Source organism: Tritonibacter scottomollicae, assembly GCF_003003215.1.
GTDB lineage: Bacteria > Pseudomonadota > Alphaproteobacteria > Rhodobacterales > Rhodobacteraceae > Epibacterium > Epibacterium scottomollicae.
Genome location: NZ_PVUF01000011.1, coordinates 57,365 through 74,752, shown reverse-complemented (window position 1 = coordinate 74,752; position 17,388 = coordinate 57,365). Strand labels below are relative to the sequence as shown.

Sequence of the window (17,388 nt, the reverse complement as noted above, 5' to 3'; positions counted from 1 at the left end):
GTCTGACGGTGTAGCCGGAGCGGGAGAGGCTTGAATGACAATTTGCGTGATCCACACAGGTGGAACGATCGGAATGGTCGCCACGGCGACTGGATTTGCACCGCAAGACGGTGTGGTCGAGGCGGAGCTGGATCGGTTGCGGGCTGTCGGTGACATTCGCTCCGATTTTCGCGTGGTGACCGCATCGCCGCTGATCGACAGTGCCAACGCCGCGCCTGCGGATTGGAACTGGATCATGTCGCAAATCGCTGAAAACCATGCGGATTGCGACGGATTTGTCGTGACCCATGGCACGGATACGCTGGCCTTCACTGCGGCGGCGCTGTGTTTCGGCCTGCATGGGCTGCGCAAGCCCGTGATCCTGACCGGGGCGATGTTGCCCCTCAGCGAGACCGGCAGCGATGGCGGGGCAAATCTACGGGATGCTTTTGCCGCCGCAGAGACCACGCCAGCCGGGGTTTGGGTGCAGTTTGCCGGCAAGTTGCTGCATGGGGCACGGGTGCGAAAGTCGCATTCGGTGGCGTTTGATGCGTTCAACGCCTCCTACACGGACGCCGCGCCACAGCGCGCGGGGGCAGAGATCTCCGTGCAAAGCTATGGCGATGCGACGGCGCTGATCGCGGCTGTCGCACCCGGTATGAATGCAGAGCTTGTGGATCTTGCGGCAGATCACGCGGACGGTATCGTGTTGCGATGCTACGGGTCTGGAACGGTTCCCGAAGGACGCGGCCTGCGCAAAGCGCTGCGCAGGGCACAAGACAACGGGATCGCCGTGATTGCGGTCAGTCAATGCGCAGAAGGTGGCATATCGCTCGGCACCTACTCCGCAGGGTCATTGCTGGCGGAAACAGGCGCGGTCGACGGGCGCGACATGACGGTGGAGGCCGCCTACGCCAAGCTCCTCCATGTTTTGGCCGTGAGTGACGACCCGGCAGAGCGTCGGACACTTCTGGAAACCCGAATTTGCGGAGAGTGGGCGCTCTGACACAGGCGATTCAATGTCTGCCGTAGCAATTGGGCCGTTGCATCCCTAAGATCACGCACGTATTCGACCTGCGGTTTTCAATGTGAGTGGAGAGAGACGCCATGCAAGCGCTTCAAGAGGTCTTCGGTGTGATCGGAGATCTGACCTGGGGATGGTCCTTGGTCCCAATTTTGGTGATATTCGGATCATTTATCACGATCGCTACCGGCTTTGTGCAGTTTCAGTTTTTTGGAAGAATGTTCCGCGTTCTGGGCCGTGGTCGCACCGAGTCCGGTAAAATCTCGGCCCGCGAGGCGCTTCTGGTGTCGGTCGGCGGGCGTGTTGGCGGCGGCAATATTGCCGGTGTTGCGGTTGCGATCACTCTGGGTGGGCCGGGTGCCGTCTTCTGGATGTGGGCCATTGCGCTTATCGGCATGGCCACCAGCCTCGTCGAATGCTCTCTCGCACAGCTGTTCAAGCGCGCGGACCCTCTGACGGGTCAGTATCGCGGTGGACCGGCACGGGCCATCTTGCACGGTCTGGGTGAAAACTATCGTTGGCTGGCGGTACTTTACGCAATCTCTCTGATCGCGGCCTTTGCGCTTGGCTTTAATGCGTTCCAGGGCAACACGGTTGCCGGTGCAGCCGAAGCCTCTCTCGGGATTGATCGTATGTGGTCCGGTGTTTTCCTGGCGATCGTGACCGGCTTCATTGTTTTTGGCGGTATTCGGCGCATTGCCAAGGCCTCTGAGGTTGTGGTCCCTGTCATGGCGGTGGGCTACATCCTGATGGCGCTGATCGTGATTTTGACCAACTTGAGTGAGGTGCCCAGCGTCCTGACGACCATCGTCTCCAACGCGTTCGGCTTCGAAGAGGCCGTCAGCGGTGGCATGGGTGCCGCGATCGCACAGGGTTTGCGGCGTGGACTGTTCTCGAATGAGGCGGGTTTGGGGTCTGCACCCAACGTGGCGGCGACCGCAGAAGTCAATCACCCCATCAGCCAGGGCATCACCCAAGCGTTCTCAGTGTTCATCGACACCATCCTGATCTGTAGCTGTACAGCGTTTGTGATCCTGCTCAGCGATGTCTATGTGCCCGGGGCGACGGGGATTGACGGGATTGAGCTCACCCAGACCGCTATGGTGTCTCACCTGGGCGAATGGACGCAGTATTTCATGACGTTGGCAATCCTGCTGTTCGCCTTCTCGTCGGTGATCTACAACTATTATCTGGGTGAAAACGCCATCACGGTCCTGACGAAGGCGCCGGTTGCAACGATTGTGCTAAAGCTCGTGGTGGTTGCGATCGTATTTGTCGGCGCGGTGGCACCAAATGCCACATCGGTGTTCTTCTTCTCTGATCCGATGATGGGTGTTCTGGCGCTGGTCAACCTGCTTGCGCTGATGATGCTGTTCCCGATCGCGCTTCGCGTCCTGCAGGATTTCCGCAAGCAGCTGAAAGCCGGGGTGGAGCGTCCGATCCTGCATATCGAGGATTTTGCCGACCTCGACCTTGATCCCAAAGCGTGGCCGAAGCGTCGCTGATCTTTTGAAGGTATGACATGCGATAGGCCGCCCGTCAGTGGGCGGCCTATTTACGTTCGGCTGGAGGTGCGTGGCAGCTGCCGACCGCTCCAGTAGGCGCCACTGTCCTGACGCATCGCTTCATAGCGTTCGATCCGGGCTTGGGCGGCGGTGCCACCCGCGTCGATGAGATGCGACAGCAGGCACTCCAACGTCACCATGGCGCCGGACAGGCAGCCAAAACTGTGCGGTGACTGCGCAGAGAACAGCACTTGATGATCGGCGTGTACGCCAGGCGCGATCGTGTCGCTGTCGGACAGCAGGACGATGGTTGCCCCGGCGTCCCGTGCCATTCGCAGGGCGCGTATCGTGCTGGTCGAGTAGGGTGCGAAGGTGATGACGAACAGGCAATCCTCTGGTCCGATGTCCAACAGGTCGTCGGCCGCATCGCCCATGTGTCTGGGCACGAGCTCCAGTGATGGCAGTGCCATGCGCCCAACATAGTGAAAGTAATACGCCAGCGCATGGCTGGAACGGCTTGCCGTGACATAGCAGTGCCGGGCGGAGGTCATGGCAGCGATGATGGCTTCCACGCGCTCTGCCGTCATGAGCCGGAGTGAGCGCGCCGTGATATTGAGCGCGTTGCGTGCGGCTTTTGCCTGCAGCACTCCGGTTTGTGACCCTGCTGCCAATTGATCGAGCCAATCCGCACCAAGGTCGGCCTCCCGTGCGGTTACAAGCGCGGCGCGGAAGGGGGCGCGAAAGCTCTCAAAGCCGGAATAGCCGAAGGCTTCTGCAAGGCGCGTCAACGTGTTGGGGCTGACGCCCGCCTTGGCGGCGGTGACACGGATTGGGTCAAGACCGAAGTCCCCCGGCGCGTCGATGACGTATTTGGCAGCGGTCTTCAGCTTTGCCGGCAGCGTTTCAATGCGGGATTTGAGGGTGTCGAGCAAGCGGTTGGCCTGCCGTGGATCAATGGGCGCTGTCATGGGGCAAACAGACCATATGTTCTGGAAATGGGAAAGCCAAAACATATGGTCTGCGTGAAGCTGCGGTCAGGCGCTCCGTTCGCGCGCCTGATCTTCCTCAGTCGAGATGACGCCCGCATCCGTGACCGTGATCGTCTGTCCCTGTGACAGCCCGTCCACGCCCTGCGCGCCCACTAGCATGAGAATGTTCTTCTCTCGCGCCACGATGGCCATGTGACTGAGCCAGCCTCCGACGACGCTCACCACCGCACCGGCTTGTTGAACCTGTGGCAGCCACGCGGGGTTGAGCATGTGACAGACCAGGATGTCACCGGGTGTAAACCCTTCAAACGCGGCGTCGCCATAGGCGGTCTCGTCGGTGACTCGGAACACCTGCCCGGTCACGGTGCCTGACCCCGCCACACAGGTCCCGCCCAATGCGCCGTCCTCGAGGATTTGTGGTGCTCCGGCGCTCAGCTGTTCGCAATCCAGCAGGCTTAGCTGAACGGCCGTCGGCGCCTGATCGTGACACAGCTTGTCGTGGGTCTTACGGGCTTGGGCGATGTCGTGGAGCGCCTCCGGGCTGTCCCAGTCGCCCTGCAGCACTTCATCAAGGGTGAGGTGGAAGACCAATGCCCCCAGCTTGCTCTTTGCGCCCAGTGCGAGCAATGCCCGCCGCAGTTCAGCGAGCACCCGAAGCGATTCATGCTTGGCCCGTTCCTTCAGATCCTGAAAGGCAATGGCCATCTCAATGGTCTGTTTGAGCTCTGTTGGCACATTGTCGGGCAGCTGCTCTGGCGTGAGGGGCGCCGCAGACGCGTCGAGTAGTGAGAACAGCAACCCCGGTGCCTCAAGATAGCGGGGGGTGGACAATTCGTAGTCGAACATCGCGCGATGCCCCATCAGGTCCAAGGCGCGGGCTTGCGCCTCGTCTTCACTGCCGGTGCATTGGGCCAGTAGGCTGGCCGGTGAATAGGTCAGATCTGCCTGCATCAGGTGGCTGCGCAACGCCGGGTCGCCCTGGGCCGCTGCGGTGGCTTCCTGCATGGCGAAGGCCGCCAGAAGGTTGATCTTTTCCGCCTCGACGTAGATGTCGGTGACGAAATAGGCCTGCAGCTCTGTGATCGCGGCGAGCAATTTTGGCTGCGAAAGCGCATCGAAGCGGATGGCCTGCCAATTTTCGACCCGGTCGCGCAAGGCCGGCAGGACCTGTCGCTCAAACCCGTCCAGGGTGGGGCGAAGCTGCTTGCGCAGGCGAGTGGCACGATTTCCGCCTAGATCCATCACCAGTTTTTTCTTCAGCCGCGTGTCGACATAGGTCTTGCCAAAGAGCCGCACGAGATGCGCGTTTTCGCCTTCCGGGAGCTGGTACGGTAGCCCAAGCGCGCGGGACGCAAGGTCAAGGCTGCCGCCGGGAGCCCAGAGCCGCCCCATCAGCGAGAACGACAAGGGAGTGGGACGCGGCAATACCTCGCTCATCTCATCCTGTTCCAGGATTATGGCCTCCGGATCTGTAGTCGGTTCAGTGGCAAACAGACGCCGCCATTCTTCTGCGCTGGCTTGATCTGACGAGCTGCCGACGGAAACGGTTGTGATGTCGCGCGATTGCAGAATGTAGAATTCGCCATCGGCCCAAGCCCATTCCACGTCCTGTGGCTGTTCAAAGAGCGCCTCGATGGATCGGCCCATCTTGAGCAGCGCCTGCACATCAAACGGCGGCTCCTGAACCTCCGGCGCAGCATGTCCGCTGATGCGGCCAAACCGGGCCGTCCCGGGTGTCTTGCGCCCTGACACCAGATCCTCACCACATCCTTCAACCCACTCTATCAGCATCATGCCGGGGGCCTGCGGGTCCTGTGTGAACAGGACACCGGCATATGTGGCGTTGATCATTTCCTGCACCAGAATATTGGCATGACCCGCAGTTGTGGCCTGATAGCTGCCCGCGCGCTCGGAGGTGAAGGACGCAAGCACCGTGTCAATCGCGGCGCGCAGTGTGTCCTGCCTGACATCCAGAACGGAGTCGAACACCCCGGCAAAACTCTGATCCGCGCCGTCCTCATTGCTCGCCGAAGAGCGAACGGCACAGGGCGATGGTTCGATGTACGTCCAGATGCGGCGTGCCAACCCGTCGCGTCCACGCGCATTGGCGTTCTGAAAACGGGTTAGGAACATGGTTGTCAGCACAACGGCCTTGGGGACCGGAAACCCGGCTTGCGCCAGTTGCGAAAGGCGGTAGGCCTTGTTCCCGGCGGTGCTGAGCTTTGGCGTGTTGGACAGTTTGACAACACCAGTGGGCAGGCGGGACAGTGCTCCTAACGTGTTTTTACTGCGCGCCCATGTGCCAGACACATAAAGATACTGCGCCAGAAGGCCGAGCAGACTGATGCAGAGATACAGGTTGCCAGCCGCCGACAGCCCCATGGTCAGGACAAACAGCGCCGGAACACCAAGGCAAACCCACAAGATGCCGCTGCGGCGGGATTTTGCGATCGCAAGCAGCAGGTAGACACCAGCCAGAAGACAGGTCAGCACTGGTGCGATCCATGTCGGGTCTGGCGCACCAAGGTCGCTGATCCAGAGGAAACCTTCTTTGATGCCACCGGATGCATGTTCCGCCGCTTGCAGCCCCAGCATCATCACCGGCAGGAAGAGCAGGGCCGCCATATTGCGCATAGGCGTCAGGCCGAGGTCTGCATAAAACGCCCGAATGGCGCGTGCCTTGCGCATTGGATCATGGGCAAGCCTCGATTTGAGGTCTTCTAGCGCGGGCTTATGGGCGCGAAGCGTGATTTGATCCCGTTCGGATTTGAGCGCGATGGGAAGGACCAGAACCCGCGACATCAGTGCCAGAACCAAAAGGCTCACAAGGAAATGCGCCCTGTTATGCCCCCACAGAAGCGCATCGCTAAGGGCCTGAACCGCCCGATCCCAGAGGCCGGTTTGCTGTTCGGATAGCCAGTTTGCCACATGGGGTTTGGGGGCAGGGGCGACGAAATACTCCCACGGCACGGTATAGCGACCTTCAAAGGGGATCCCGGCCTGGGTGAGCTCTAGCCCCAGAACCTGGCTCATGAAGCAGCTGCGTCGATCATAGCATGCCGCAACCGTCGGCACGTCGCGCAATTGGGCAATGCGGTGTTCCAGATCCTCGGTTGTCAGCGCGCGGAGGGGGATATTGATTGCCCCCGGCAAGTGACCCGTTTCGAAGTCACCGGGATAGCGCGTGTCCACGATCTGAAGCGCATCAGCGTTGATGAGCGATGTGAAGTCAGCCGTGCTGAGCAGTCGCGATTTGTTCGGGTATTCCGGAATTGCACGCAGATCCGACAGGCTTTGGACGCGACTGTCAGAGAAGGGGCGCCCCTCGACGATCCACTTTTCGATGCCACCGGAAATGAAGCGGCAATCTATGCCCAGCTTGGCGAGTTCAGCGCATGTCTCTGAGCTTCGGTTGCCATTGTGGCAAAACAAAACCACCTGATCTCCGGGCGCGACTGGTGGTGATTGGCGGAAATCTGGAAAGCGCACATGCGTTGCCCCGGGCAGGGTGCCCATGGCATTTTCAGCCGTTTCGCGGATGTCGTAGAATTTTACGCGCCCTTGACCCAGAAGTCTGGCCGCATCTGTTGTGGTGATACCCTGCGGATGGGTTTCCTGCGCGGTGTAGCTGGTTTCTTTGAGGGTTGCGTCCTTGATCTCCGTGCCATCAAATTGCGCGGGGCGGACAAGTGTCGCCTGCAAGCGCTGCAGCTCGTCGGATTTGTGCTGTTGCCATTGCCAGTGATTGGCAAATCCAAGCCCGGCGGCCACCAGGACGAGCGCCGTGATCGTTTTGGCGGGATATCTCCGGTTGCCGTTTCGCGATTTCAAACCAAGTCGAGAGGCGATAATCGCCCCGAAACCCGAGACTGTGGCCACAACCACGGCAAGAATTTGCGACAGCGAAGAGACGGACCCCAAGACAAGCTCGGGGGAGGGGATCGCATGGGCGGCACGGGCGCTGATGATATAAATCACCGTGATTACAGATAAACAAAAACAAATTTTAAGCGACCGGGCGATACAAGGTTGCGAGTTTGGTGTAGTCACGAGTAATCCTTCTGAACGGAACGGGAACCCTCTAGCGGTTTTGAGATGCGTCATAGAAACGTCGCATTCCTTTCCAGATGGTTAATTTTTGCGCGCTGAGGGCAATTAACGGTTAATTTTCAATAAGTTTTCGGCGTAACTTTGTCATAGAGTTGGTGGGAAGCGGGCGTATTGAGCTTGAGATGAGATTCAATGCGCTGAAAAAGGAGAATTGCATGCCTTCCGTAGACACAATCGGCAGACCGTTCCCGACTGGTGCGCCTGCCCGTTGCGGTTTGGTAAAGCTGCTGCTGGTCATCATGGTTGCCTTGGTGACCGGGATCATGACCGCTGTGCCTGCTCGCGCGGGAATTGAGCTGGTGTTCGGAACCTATGCGGCGGACAAACCCTCTGCGACGGTGCGGAAATACCGCCCCTTCCTGACGTTTCTGGAAACGCGGATGGAGGCTTTGCTCGACGAAGAGGTGACGATCAATCTGCGGATATCGAAGGACTACGAGGCCAGCATTGATGATCTGGCGAGCGGCCGCGTGGACTTTGCCCGGTTCGGGCCCGCCTCTTATGTCCACGCGATGGATCGCAACTCTGGCATCTCGATCATCGCAATGGAGTCAAAGAAGGGCGAAAAACGCTTCAAGGGTGTCATCGCGGTCCACAAGGATAGCGCAATCGAGAACGTCGAAGATTTGGTTGGACTGTCTTTTGCGTTCGGGGATGAGCTGTCGACGATTGGTCGATACCTGTCTCAGTCCTATCTGCTGGACGCGGGTATTTCGGCCAATGATCTGCACGGCTACGCCTATTTGGGCCGTCATGACTTGGTCGGCGAAGCTGTGGGTGCCGGGAAGTTCAGTGCCGGTGCTCTTAAGGAAAGCACTTTCAAGGAGCTGGTGGCCAAGGGTGTCCCCATTCGCGCGCTCGCGTCTTTTGATAATGTGACCAAGCCTTGGCTCGCGCGGTCTGACCTGGACCCGCGGGTGTTTGAGGCAATGCAGCGTGTCATGCTTTCGGCGGACAACGAGGAAATTGTAAAGCGTGTGGCGAAGAACGGATTTTTGGCGGGCGTCGATGCGGACTACGATTTTGTGCGGCGCGCCATGAAGCGGAGTCGTGACTTTTGAAGGCAGCCCTTCGAAAACTCCTGCAACGGACCGGAATTCTGTCCCAGATCGTCGTGTCCATGGCTCTCGCCGCGCTGCTTGTTGTGGTGGCGGTGGGCGGGGTGGCCCGTCGCTATGAGGTGCAGCGCGTCAGCGAGCAATTGGGCGATCAAGCCAATCTGACCGTGTCTTTGCTGAGTGGTTTGATGCTCGAAGCGATCATCGTCGAGGATGTGCCGGTGTTGGAAACCGGGCTGGTCGAAGCGATCACGCGCTACCCCAAGATCATGTCGATCCGGATCGAGAATGGCGAAGGGGAGACCATTGCAGAGGCCTCGAATGGCGTCGTGGACCGCGCCGAAGACTACGTGATGTATCGGCGCCCGGTGGAGTTCGAGGGCTTCGTATTTGGCACCATGATTGTTCAGTGGTCGACCGAAGAGGGGCAGGAAATCGTGTTGGACAAGGTGCGCCAGACGATTACCTGGACCGTTCTGGCCGTTGTCACGATGTCCATGCTGATGCTCTATTTGGTGTACCGGCTTGCGCTTAATCCTTTGCATGTGGTGCATGCGCGGATGTCGAACGCGGTTGCCGGGGCGAAGACGGGGCATGTGCTATTGCCGTGGTACGCAAGCCGGGAATTTCAGGCGTTGAATGTCTCTGTCGCGGTCTTGGAAGACAGTTTTGCCGAACGCGATGAACGGGAAGAGGCACTTGAAGTGGCGCGTGAAGAGGCCGAGATTGCCAGCCGGGCCAAGTCAGAATTCCTTGCTAATATGAGCCATGAGATCCGGACCCCGATGAATGGCGTGATCGGCATGGCCGAGGTCCTGCGAGAGACGGATCTGACGCCGGATCAGGAGATGTATACCGATACGATCGTGAAGTCGGGCAACGCGCTTCTGACGATCATCAATGATATCCTCAATTTTTCTAAAATTGAGGCGGGCAAGCTGGAACTGAACACAGCCACCTTTAACTTGCGAACCGTGATTGAAGACGTCGTGACGTTGCTCGCGCCGAAAGCTGCGGAAAAATGGGTTCAACTTACCCTGCGGTTTGATCCCGATCTTGCTGAGTTCTATGAAGGAGATGCAGGGCGCATTCGTCAGATCATCACAAATGTGGTTGGCAATGCCGTAAAGTTCACATCCCAAGGAACCGTACATATAGATGTGACGGGCACGATGCGGGAGCAGGACATGGACCTGCGTATTTCTGTCGTGGACACCGGAATTGGCATTCCTGCGGAAAAGCTTGACCGGATTTTCCATGCCTTTGAGCAAGCTGACGGTGCCGCCACGCGGAATTTCGAGGGCACGGGTCTGGGCCTTGCGATTTCCACGCGCCTGCTACAACTCATGCAGGGGCGTATCCATGTCACGTCGAGCGAGGGCCGGGGCTCGGTGTTCGCCATCGATATTCGCCTGCCAACCAGTGACGACGCTCCGGTTGCATTCCTTTCGGAACAGCCGGTGTCCGGACTGCAGGCCCTTGTTGTTGATGACCTTGAATTGAACCGCAGAATTCTGGGGGAACGGCTACGGTCCTGGGGGATGCGGGTGACCGAAGCGGCTTCTGCTATGGAGACGATGCTACGTCTCGACGACATGCGCGATGCGGCGGAAACCTGCGATCTTATATTCCTCGATTTCAATATGCCGGACAGCGATGGGTACGAGCTTGCCCTGCGCATTCGGGACCTGCCTCACTTCAGTCAGGTGCCGATTATCGTCATTTCCTCGGTCGACCCGGCATTGTCGCAAGCGATGTTGGCGGATATCGGGTCATGCTGGCAGGTGCTGAAACCTGTACGCGCGGATCAGTTGCGGACCGTTGTAAGCGGAGCGCTCGGTGCGGAGGAGGCCGACAGCATCCACGCGCCGCGCAAGGATGATGCTGTTGCCTTCCGGCGGAGACTGAAGCTTCTGATGGCTGAGGACAACCGTATCAATCAAGTGGTTGTCAGTCGGATGCTGAGAGCTGAGAATGTTGAAATCATCATCGCTGTGAATGGCCAAGAAGCGGTAGACCTATATCGTGAAACCGGGCCCGACCTTGTTCTTATGGACATGATGATGCCAGTGAAGGATGGACTTGAGGCGACCCTGGAAATCCGGCGCCACGAAGCTGATAACCAGTTGAAAAGAGTGCCCATTGTTGCCTTGACGGCAAATGCACTGCAGAGCCATGAGACGGCATGCCTGGAGGTTGGTATGGATGACTTCCTGAGCAAACCCATCCGTAAGCATGCGTTGCTGGAGGCGTTGCATAAATGGGCGGACGAGGATCTGGTCGCGACTGATACGTCGCCCAAACAGAAGAACGCCTGAGGCCTCCTACGCCTGTCAGCTACGCCACACCTTGGCGAGGAGCGCGAGGAGGCTTGCACCAATGAAAAACCCCGTGCCCGTGCTGACGATGGTCGGACCGGTTGGGGTGTCCATGTTGAACGAAAGATACATACCTGCGATCACTGACGCGCATCCGATCAGCGTCGCGAGGAAGGCCATGCGCTCCGGGGTTGTCGAAAAGGCGCGTGCGGTCGCCGCTGGTATAAGCAACATCGCCGCAATCAACAGCACGCCCACAACTTTGATGGCGACGGCAACTACAATGGCAAGAGCAAGAGTCAGTACCAGCTGTTCCCGCTGCGGTGAAATGCCTGACGCGCGTGCAAGTTCGGGGTTCAGTGTTGCAGTCAGCAGCGATGACCAACGCCACCACAGCAAAACCAGCACCAAAACGGCGCCCGACCACACAACGGCAAGATCCCCCCGCGACACGGCGAGGATGTCTCCAAACAGATAGCCCATCAGGTCCACGCGGACGCCCTGCAAGAAAGACACGGCCACCAGGCCAAAGGCCAGCGCGCTGTGGGCGAGAACACCCAGCAACGTATCCATGGCATAGCCGCGTCCGCTGAGAACTGAGATCGTTCCGGCCATCAGCAGGGCCGTGACCAGAACGCCCCCGAAGATCGAAACATCAAAGCTCAGGGCGAGAGCGACGCCGAGAATGGAGGCATGCGCGGTCGCGTCGCCGAAATAGGCCATGCGCCGCCAGACGACGAAGCAGCCCAGAGGCGCGGCCGCAAGTGCAACACCAATACCGGCCAGCGCGGCACGCACCATGAAGTCGTCCAGAATAGTCATGAATATCAGTGCCTGTGTTCCGGTTCAGCATGATCATGCGCGCAATCGTGGCTATGGTCATGCTCGTGTCGATAAAGCGCCAAAGTGCCATGGGTTCCGGTCCCGAACAGCGCCTGGTATTCGGGCGCGCTGGCGACCTGTGCGGGCTCCCCTTCACAGCAGATATGCCCATTCAGACAGATCACACGATCCGAGGCCGCCATGACCACATGCAATTCGTGGCTGACCATCAATATCGCGCACCCGAGTTCTGTGCGTACGGTTTCGATCTTTTGGTAGAAGGCAGCGGAGCCGGGTTGGTCCAGCCCCTGCGTTGCCTCGTCCAGGATGAGCAGGTCTGGTTTGGATAGCAATGCGCGCGCGAGCAGAACGCGTTGCATCTGACCTCCCGAAAGCCCGGTCATCTGGCGATTGATCAGCCCCGGAACGCCGGCGTCTGTGAGGGCGGCCTTTGCGGCGCTATCGCTGATCCGCACGGGCAGGTTGAGAAAGCGTTTTACCGTCAACGGCAAGGTGGGGTCGATATGCAACTTTTGCGGCACGTAGCCAATACGGAGGCCCTCGGCCCGCTCAAGGGTGCCGTCGCTCAGGGGAAGAGCGCCAATGATGGCGCGCAGCAAGGTCGACTTCCCCGATCCATTGGGCCCCAGAATGGTGACGATCTCACCCTTGTCGATGTGAAAGGCGATATTGTCGAGCGCCGGTGTGCCGCTATGTCGGATTGTCGCGTTCTTCAGAGTGACCAGTCGCATATCGCTCAGCCCTGGCATTTGGGACATAGCCCTTCCGCTTCGACCACGGTGCGTTCGATCAGGAACCCGGCGGCCCGCGCAGCATCGCCCAACTGCCCCTGCATCGGCTCGCGGTGTGCTTCGGCGACGCTGTCGCATTCGCGGCAGATCATGAAAACCGGGGTATGGGTTTCGCCGGGATGCATACATGCAATGAACGCATTGAGGCGTTCGATCTTGTGGACGAACCCATGTTTCACCAGAAAATCCAATGCGCGATAGGCGACTGGGGGCTGTGAGCCAAGGCCTTCGCGTCGAAGATAATCGAGGATTTCATATGCGCCGAGTGCGCGATGTTGCTGAAGCAAAATCTCCAGAACCCGGCGGCGAACCGGCGTGAACTGCAGGCGGTTGGCCTTGCAGAAGGTCTCAACCGTTTCCAGCCCTCCCGAAATGCAGCGGGTATGGTCGTGAGAGGCAAAGCCAATACTGTCCATGAGAGCTCCTCGGGGTTGGCGTGATTTTGGATTGATATGTTACAACATGACGTTTATCAAGCCAAATGAACGTTATGATATAACAACCCATTCTGGAGCTCACATGTTCACTCGATCCCTCTTGCCCGCCGTCCTGCTGGGCGTTTCTGCATTGCCAACCTTTGCCGACGCGCCGCGTGTTGTGACTGACATCGCTCCGGTGCAGGGGCTGGTGGCGCGTGTCATGGCGGGTGTTGGAGAACCCGACGTTTTGGTGCCGCCGGGTGCCTCGCCGCATGGGTACAGTCTGCGCCCGTCGGATGCGCGCGCGTTGTCTTCGTCTGATGCGGTGTTTTGGATTGGTGACGAGCTGGAGCCTTGGCTTGCTGATTCCCTCAGCGAATTGGCGGCAGAGGCAACGATCGTTTCGTTGCTCGACGCACCGGGCACAACCCGGCTGGACTTTCGCGAGGGCGTCGTGTTCGCTCAAAGCGACCACGACCACGACCACGACCATGAGGATGACCACGACCACGATCACGAGGACGGTCATGACCACTATCACGCCGACGCGCATCACGACGAAGATGAGCATGCTCACGAGGATCATGGCCACGACCACGATGGTCACGATCACGGAGATCACGGCCATGATCATAGTGGGCACAGTCACGAAGGCCTGGACCCGCATGCCTGGCTTTCGCCCCAGAATGGCAAACAGTGGCTCGCGTTGATCGCCGCAGAGCTGGCAAAGATCGATCCGGCCAATGCCGAGATCTATCAGAGCAATGCGCTTGCTGGTCAGACGGAAATTGATGAATTGGTCCAGAGCTTGGGGGCGGAGCTGGAGCAAACAGATGGGCAGTTCGTGGTATTTCACGACGCATATCAGTATTTTGAAACCAGCTTTGGACTGAAGTCTCTGGGCGCGATTTCTCTTGGTGATGCTTCGGACCCCAGTGTTGCGCGTGTCGCAGAAATCCGCGATGCAATTCTTGCGGCGGAAGTCTCCTGCGTTTTCTCCGAGCCTCAATTCAACCCAGGTTTGGTGCGCACTGTTACCGAAGGCGCAGAGGTCGCGTCTGTGGTCATCGACCCGCTTGGAACAAAGATTGAAGCGGGGGCGTCCTTTTACACAGACCTTCTGGCGGACACCGGCGCACGCTTTGTGGAGTGCCTGTCGAACTGAGAGATTTAACGTTATTCACGACCTCGCCTTGTTGCAGCGGCCTCGTGGCCGCTGCAACAAGCACTAAGGCGGATCACATTCCGGGCGATTGGCTCGGTGCGCCGGTGATCGGCCCGCCATCGGGGCACCTGTCTCGCTCTTCATGGATGCCTCATAGGCCCGCGAACAGATCGGCACCATGGCACAGGCTTTTTTCTCATCATCCATGTTTGCTTCGGGATCGCGATAGGATGCCCGAAAGGCACGTAAGATCAGGCGGCAGACAAAATCACGTCATTTGGAAGCTGGGTGAGCTTGAAGACGATCACAGCGTCCGCCGGATCATGCGTGTCGGGTGACGAGGTGTAAGATCGGCCAAGCCAGTGCGAAAGTCTGGACCTTAGCGACAGAACCCACGTGGTAGAGCGGCCTGACTTCTTGATGTCGATCCTGTGGCGGCTAGAGGACGGCGCTCGGTGCAATCGCAGCGTTCAGCATTTGTTAAAGTAAGCTTGCCTCTCCAACGTCACGCCTCTAGGTTGCACTCGAAATTTAGACTGCTAGCGGTATTGGTGTTCACGCATCTATAATTTGGAATGTATTTCTGATTTTTGCCGCGTGTTGATGCCGCCCTTAGGACTGACCGAAATTTCGGTGTTTCTTTTATTCTGATTTTTGCCGGAGACTGTTTTGATTTATCGCGAGCTTGTATTTTTCTTGCGTGAGCCGGCGCGTCGCATGCCGAGCATTGGCCTTTCGTTGCGAAGCACCGCGCTGGCACTGATCTTTGCGTCTTTGCCGCACTCCGGCACTGCGGATACGTTCTCATGGCAGGGTGATGCTGTCGGAAGTTCTGATTGGAGCAGCCAAAACTGGCTTGATATCAACGATTTGGACGTGTCGTTGCCTGTGGGGAATACGGCGCCCGGCGATACGCCTTATGATCTGATCTTCGATGACGCGCTGTCGCCTGGGCAGTTTGCGTCCTCGCTTGAGGGCGACACTTATGTTGTGAACTCTCTCAGCATCAACAGTGAGAGTAACGCTTTCGTGTTCTCCACGCCAAACGGCGGTGCAACACTTCGTTTCGAGAGTACTGACCCCGGTCTCCCTGCGGAGTTGACTCTGACCGGGTCTGTCGCGAGCGATTTTGACGGTGAGAATGATGATGGCGATCTTACCTTCGATCTTGTCTCCACTCTGCGTGTCACTAATGAGATAGACGGATCTGAAATCACTGCGGATCTGACTGGCACCGGCGACCTGGAAATTGATGCAGGCGCAGGAAACACGCTGACGCTCTCTGGGACCGACAGTCGCAGCGCGGACACAAGCGTCCTGAGCGGCACGTTGGAGGTGACGGGCGGGGATGCGCTGTCCGATGCCGGGCAGTTGGCGGTCGAGACGGGCGCCGGTGTTCTGGTCAGTGCAAGCGAGACCGTGGGGGGGCTCGCCTTGGCTGACGCGTCAACCCTTCTCACCATCGCGGATGGGCAAACCCTGACCGTTGCCCAGGGAACGACGGCTGCGGCGCTTGGTCTGCAGACCGTAAGCGGCGCCATCGAAGGTGCAAATGGCACCCTGGCGATCAATGGTGCCGATGTCGCGCTTTTGGGCAATGTCGGTGTGGGCGCGCTGCGGGTTGTCTCGGGGGCTCTCTTGGTGGAGGGCGATTTTGGTGGGGCCATCGACATCGGCGAAACCGGCGGCATTGGCAGTGTCACCGCGACATTTGCCGCAACCAGCGACCCGACTTTTGGCGCGACGATTCGCGACAACGGCACGCTGCACCTTGACGAGGATGTCTCTCTCGACACCCTGAGCGGGACCGGCGCCGTTGTGTTGGATGGTGACACCACACTGACGCTGCTTGCGGGGGCGACCACGCCACTTGCCGGTTTTGACGGAACCATCAACGGGCCGGCAGGCACTCTGGCCGTTGCCGGGGGCGACCAGCTGCTGAATGGGGATGTAACCCTCTCAAATCTGACGCTAAATGCCGGAGCCCTGACCCTCGCGTCGGACAATTCTACGGTTTCCGAAACGGTTTCCCTTGCGGCCAACAGCACATTGTCCCTGACCGGGCAGGGCCTGTCTGCGGGTCAATTGAGCGGTGCCGGAACCGTCGCGCTGGACGCGTCTGATGCAAGTCTGACGCTGACCGGGACAACAACCGCCTTCACTGGGGATATTTCAGGTGATGGCGCGCTGGTGATCGCAGACGGCAGCCTGACCGGTGCCAATCAGCTGAGCTATACCGGTGCCACAAACCTGACCGGGACAGGTGTGCTTGACCTGCAAGCGGGGGCAAGCCTGGCCAGTACGGAGATTGCAATTGGTGGCAATGCCAGCCTGTCGACGGCGGGCGGTGCGCTGACGGATGCGACGGCGCTTGATGTGGACGGGACCTTCACCCTTGCGGGCGACGAGACGATTGCGACGCTTGCGGGCGAAGGGACGGTTGCGCTTGCGGGCCATACGCTGGCTGTCGGCTCTGGCGTGGCCGGTGAGGGCTTTGCCTATTCCGGCGCGCTGACCGGCGACGCGGTGTCGGTGCTGCGCACGGAAACCTCGGGCGATGCCTTGATCCTGAGCGGCGACCTCAGCGGCTTTGACGGCAGGTTGGAGATCGCCCATGGCACGCTTGGGCTGACGCAAACGACCACGCTGTCATCTGGCGGCATTGCCTTTGTGGCGGATGCAGGCGTGGCGAATGCGGCACCTGTGCTGAGCCTCGCGGATGTTGCGGTGCTGAGCAATGATCTCTCGGTTGCGACGGGCGTGAGTGCGCAGATCAGCAGCGACGGCACGACACAGCTGACTGGCGATCTGGCGCTGGACGGCGATCTGTCGCTGTCGGCAAGCTCCGGTGTTCTGACGCTGGCGTCGGGGAATGTGACAAGCGGCGCGGGCGCGACCCTGTCGATTGACGCGGGCACGGTGGCGTTGGATCTGCAATCTGGCGCGACCCTGGGCGATGCGGCGGTGACAATTGCAAATGCGGCCAGCCTGTCGACTGCGGGCGGTGCGCTGACGGATGCGACGGCGCTTGACGTGGACGGGACCTTCACCCTTGCGGGCGACGAGACGATTGCGACGCTTGCGGGCGGCGGAACAGTTGCGCTTGCGGGCCATACGCTGGCTGTCGGCTCTGGCGTGGCCGGTGAGGGCTTTGCCTATTCCGGCGCGCTGACCGGCGACGCGGTGT

At 59.4% G+C, this 17,388-nt stretch carries 11 protein-coding genes; 6 read left to right on the top strand and 5 right to left on the bottom strand.

What is annotated here, in order from left to right; genetic code table 11:
* The first annotated feature begins 34 nt into the window (after positions 1 to 34).
* Both CLV89_RS15935 and CLV89_RS15930 read left to right on the top strand, forming a co-directional pair.
* The gene (locus tag CLV89_RS15935; RefSeq protein WP_106164657.1) at positions 35 to 985 is read left to right on the top strand and encodes an asparaginase; all 951 of its coding nucleotides are present in this window, start codon (positions 35 to 37) and stop codon (positions 983 to 985) included.
* Positions 986 to 1,086: 101 nt separating this feature from the next.
* Positions 1,087 to 2,508, top strand: a complete 1,422-nt coding sequence (locus CLV89_RS15930) for an alanine/glycine:cation symporter family protein (protein ID WP_106164656.1) — start codon at positions 1,087 to 1,089, stop codon at positions 2,506 to 2,508.
* Between the two features lie 50 nt (positions 2,509 to 2,558).
* Here CLV89_RS15930 and CLV89_RS15925 read toward each other — a convergent pair whose 3' ends face one another.
* Entirely contained in the window at positions 2,559 to 3,476 is a 918-nt protein-coding gene (locus CLV89_RS15925) for a MurR/RpiR family transcriptional regulator (protein ID WP_106164736.1), read from the bottom strand.
* Positions 3,477 to 3,542: 66 nt separating this feature from the next.
* A complete protein-coding gene (locus CLV89_RS15920) occupies positions 3,543 to 7,601 on the bottom strand; it encodes a PEP/pyruvate-binding domain-containing protein (RefSeq protein ID WP_106164655.1) in 4,059 nt (1,352 codons plus the stop codon).
* Positions 7,602 to 7,846: 245 nt separating this feature from the next.
* On the opposite strand from CLV89_RS15920, the gene CLV89_RS15915 reads away from it, so the two are divergent.
* Together CLV89_RS15915 and CLV89_RS15910 are read left to right on the top strand one after the other, a co-directional pair.
* Entirely contained in the window at positions 7,847 to 8,668 is an 822-nt protein-coding gene (locus CLV89_RS15915) for a PhnD/SsuA/transferrin family substrate-binding protein (RefSeq protein WP_106164735.1), read from the top strand.
* Positions 8,665 to 10,983, top strand: a complete 2,319-nt coding sequence (locus tag CLV89_RS15910; protein WP_106164654.1) for a response regulator — start codon at positions 8,665 to 8,667, stop codon at positions 10,981 to 10,983. Before CLV89_RS15915 ends, CLV89_RS15910 begins: the two co-directional genes overlap by 4 nt.
* Positions 10,984 to 10,998: 15 nt before the next feature.
* Here CLV89_RS15910 and CLV89_RS15905 read toward each other — a convergent pair whose 3' ends face one another.
* The 3 genes from CLV89_RS15905 to CLV89_RS15895 are packed head-to-tail and all read right to left on the bottom strand — an operon-like array spanning position 10,999 to position 13,033.
* Entirely contained in the window at positions 10,999 to 11,805 is an 807-nt protein-coding gene (locus tag CLV89_RS15905; protein WP_106164653.1) for a metal ABC transporter permease, read from the bottom strand.
* A 5-nt stretch (positions 11,806 to 11,810) separates the two neighbouring features.
* On the bottom strand, positions 11,811 to 12,557 hold the full coding sequence (locus CLV89_RS15900; RefSeq protein WP_106164734.1) for an ATP-binding cassette domain-containing protein: 747 nt from the start codon (positions 12,555 to 12,557) through the stop codon (positions 11,811 to 11,813).
* Between the two features lie 5 nt (positions 12,558 to 12,562).
* Positions 12,563 to 13,033 (bottom strand): transcriptional repressor, encoded by a 471-nt coding sequence (locus CLV89_RS15895; protein ID WP_106164652.1) that lies wholly within the window; start codon positions 13,031 to 13,033, stop codon positions 12,563 to 12,565.
* A gap of 103 nt (positions 13,034 to 13,136) precedes the next feature.
* On the opposite strand from CLV89_RS15895, the gene CLV89_RS15890 reads away from it, so the two are divergent.
* Together CLV89_RS15890 and CLV89_RS22665 are read left to right on the top strand one after the other, a co-directional pair.
* A complete protein-coding gene (locus CLV89_RS15890) occupies positions 13,137 to 14,201 on the top strand; it encodes a zinc ABC transporter substrate-binding protein (RefSeq protein WP_106164651.1) in 1,065 nt (354 codons plus the stop codon).
* 717 nt (positions 14,202 to 14,918) lie between these two features.
* Positions 14,919 to 17,388, top strand: a 2,470-nt coding sequence (locus CLV89_RS22665) for a beta strand repeat-containing protein (RefSeq protein ID WP_207796953.1), incomplete at its 3' end; no start/stop codon positions are given.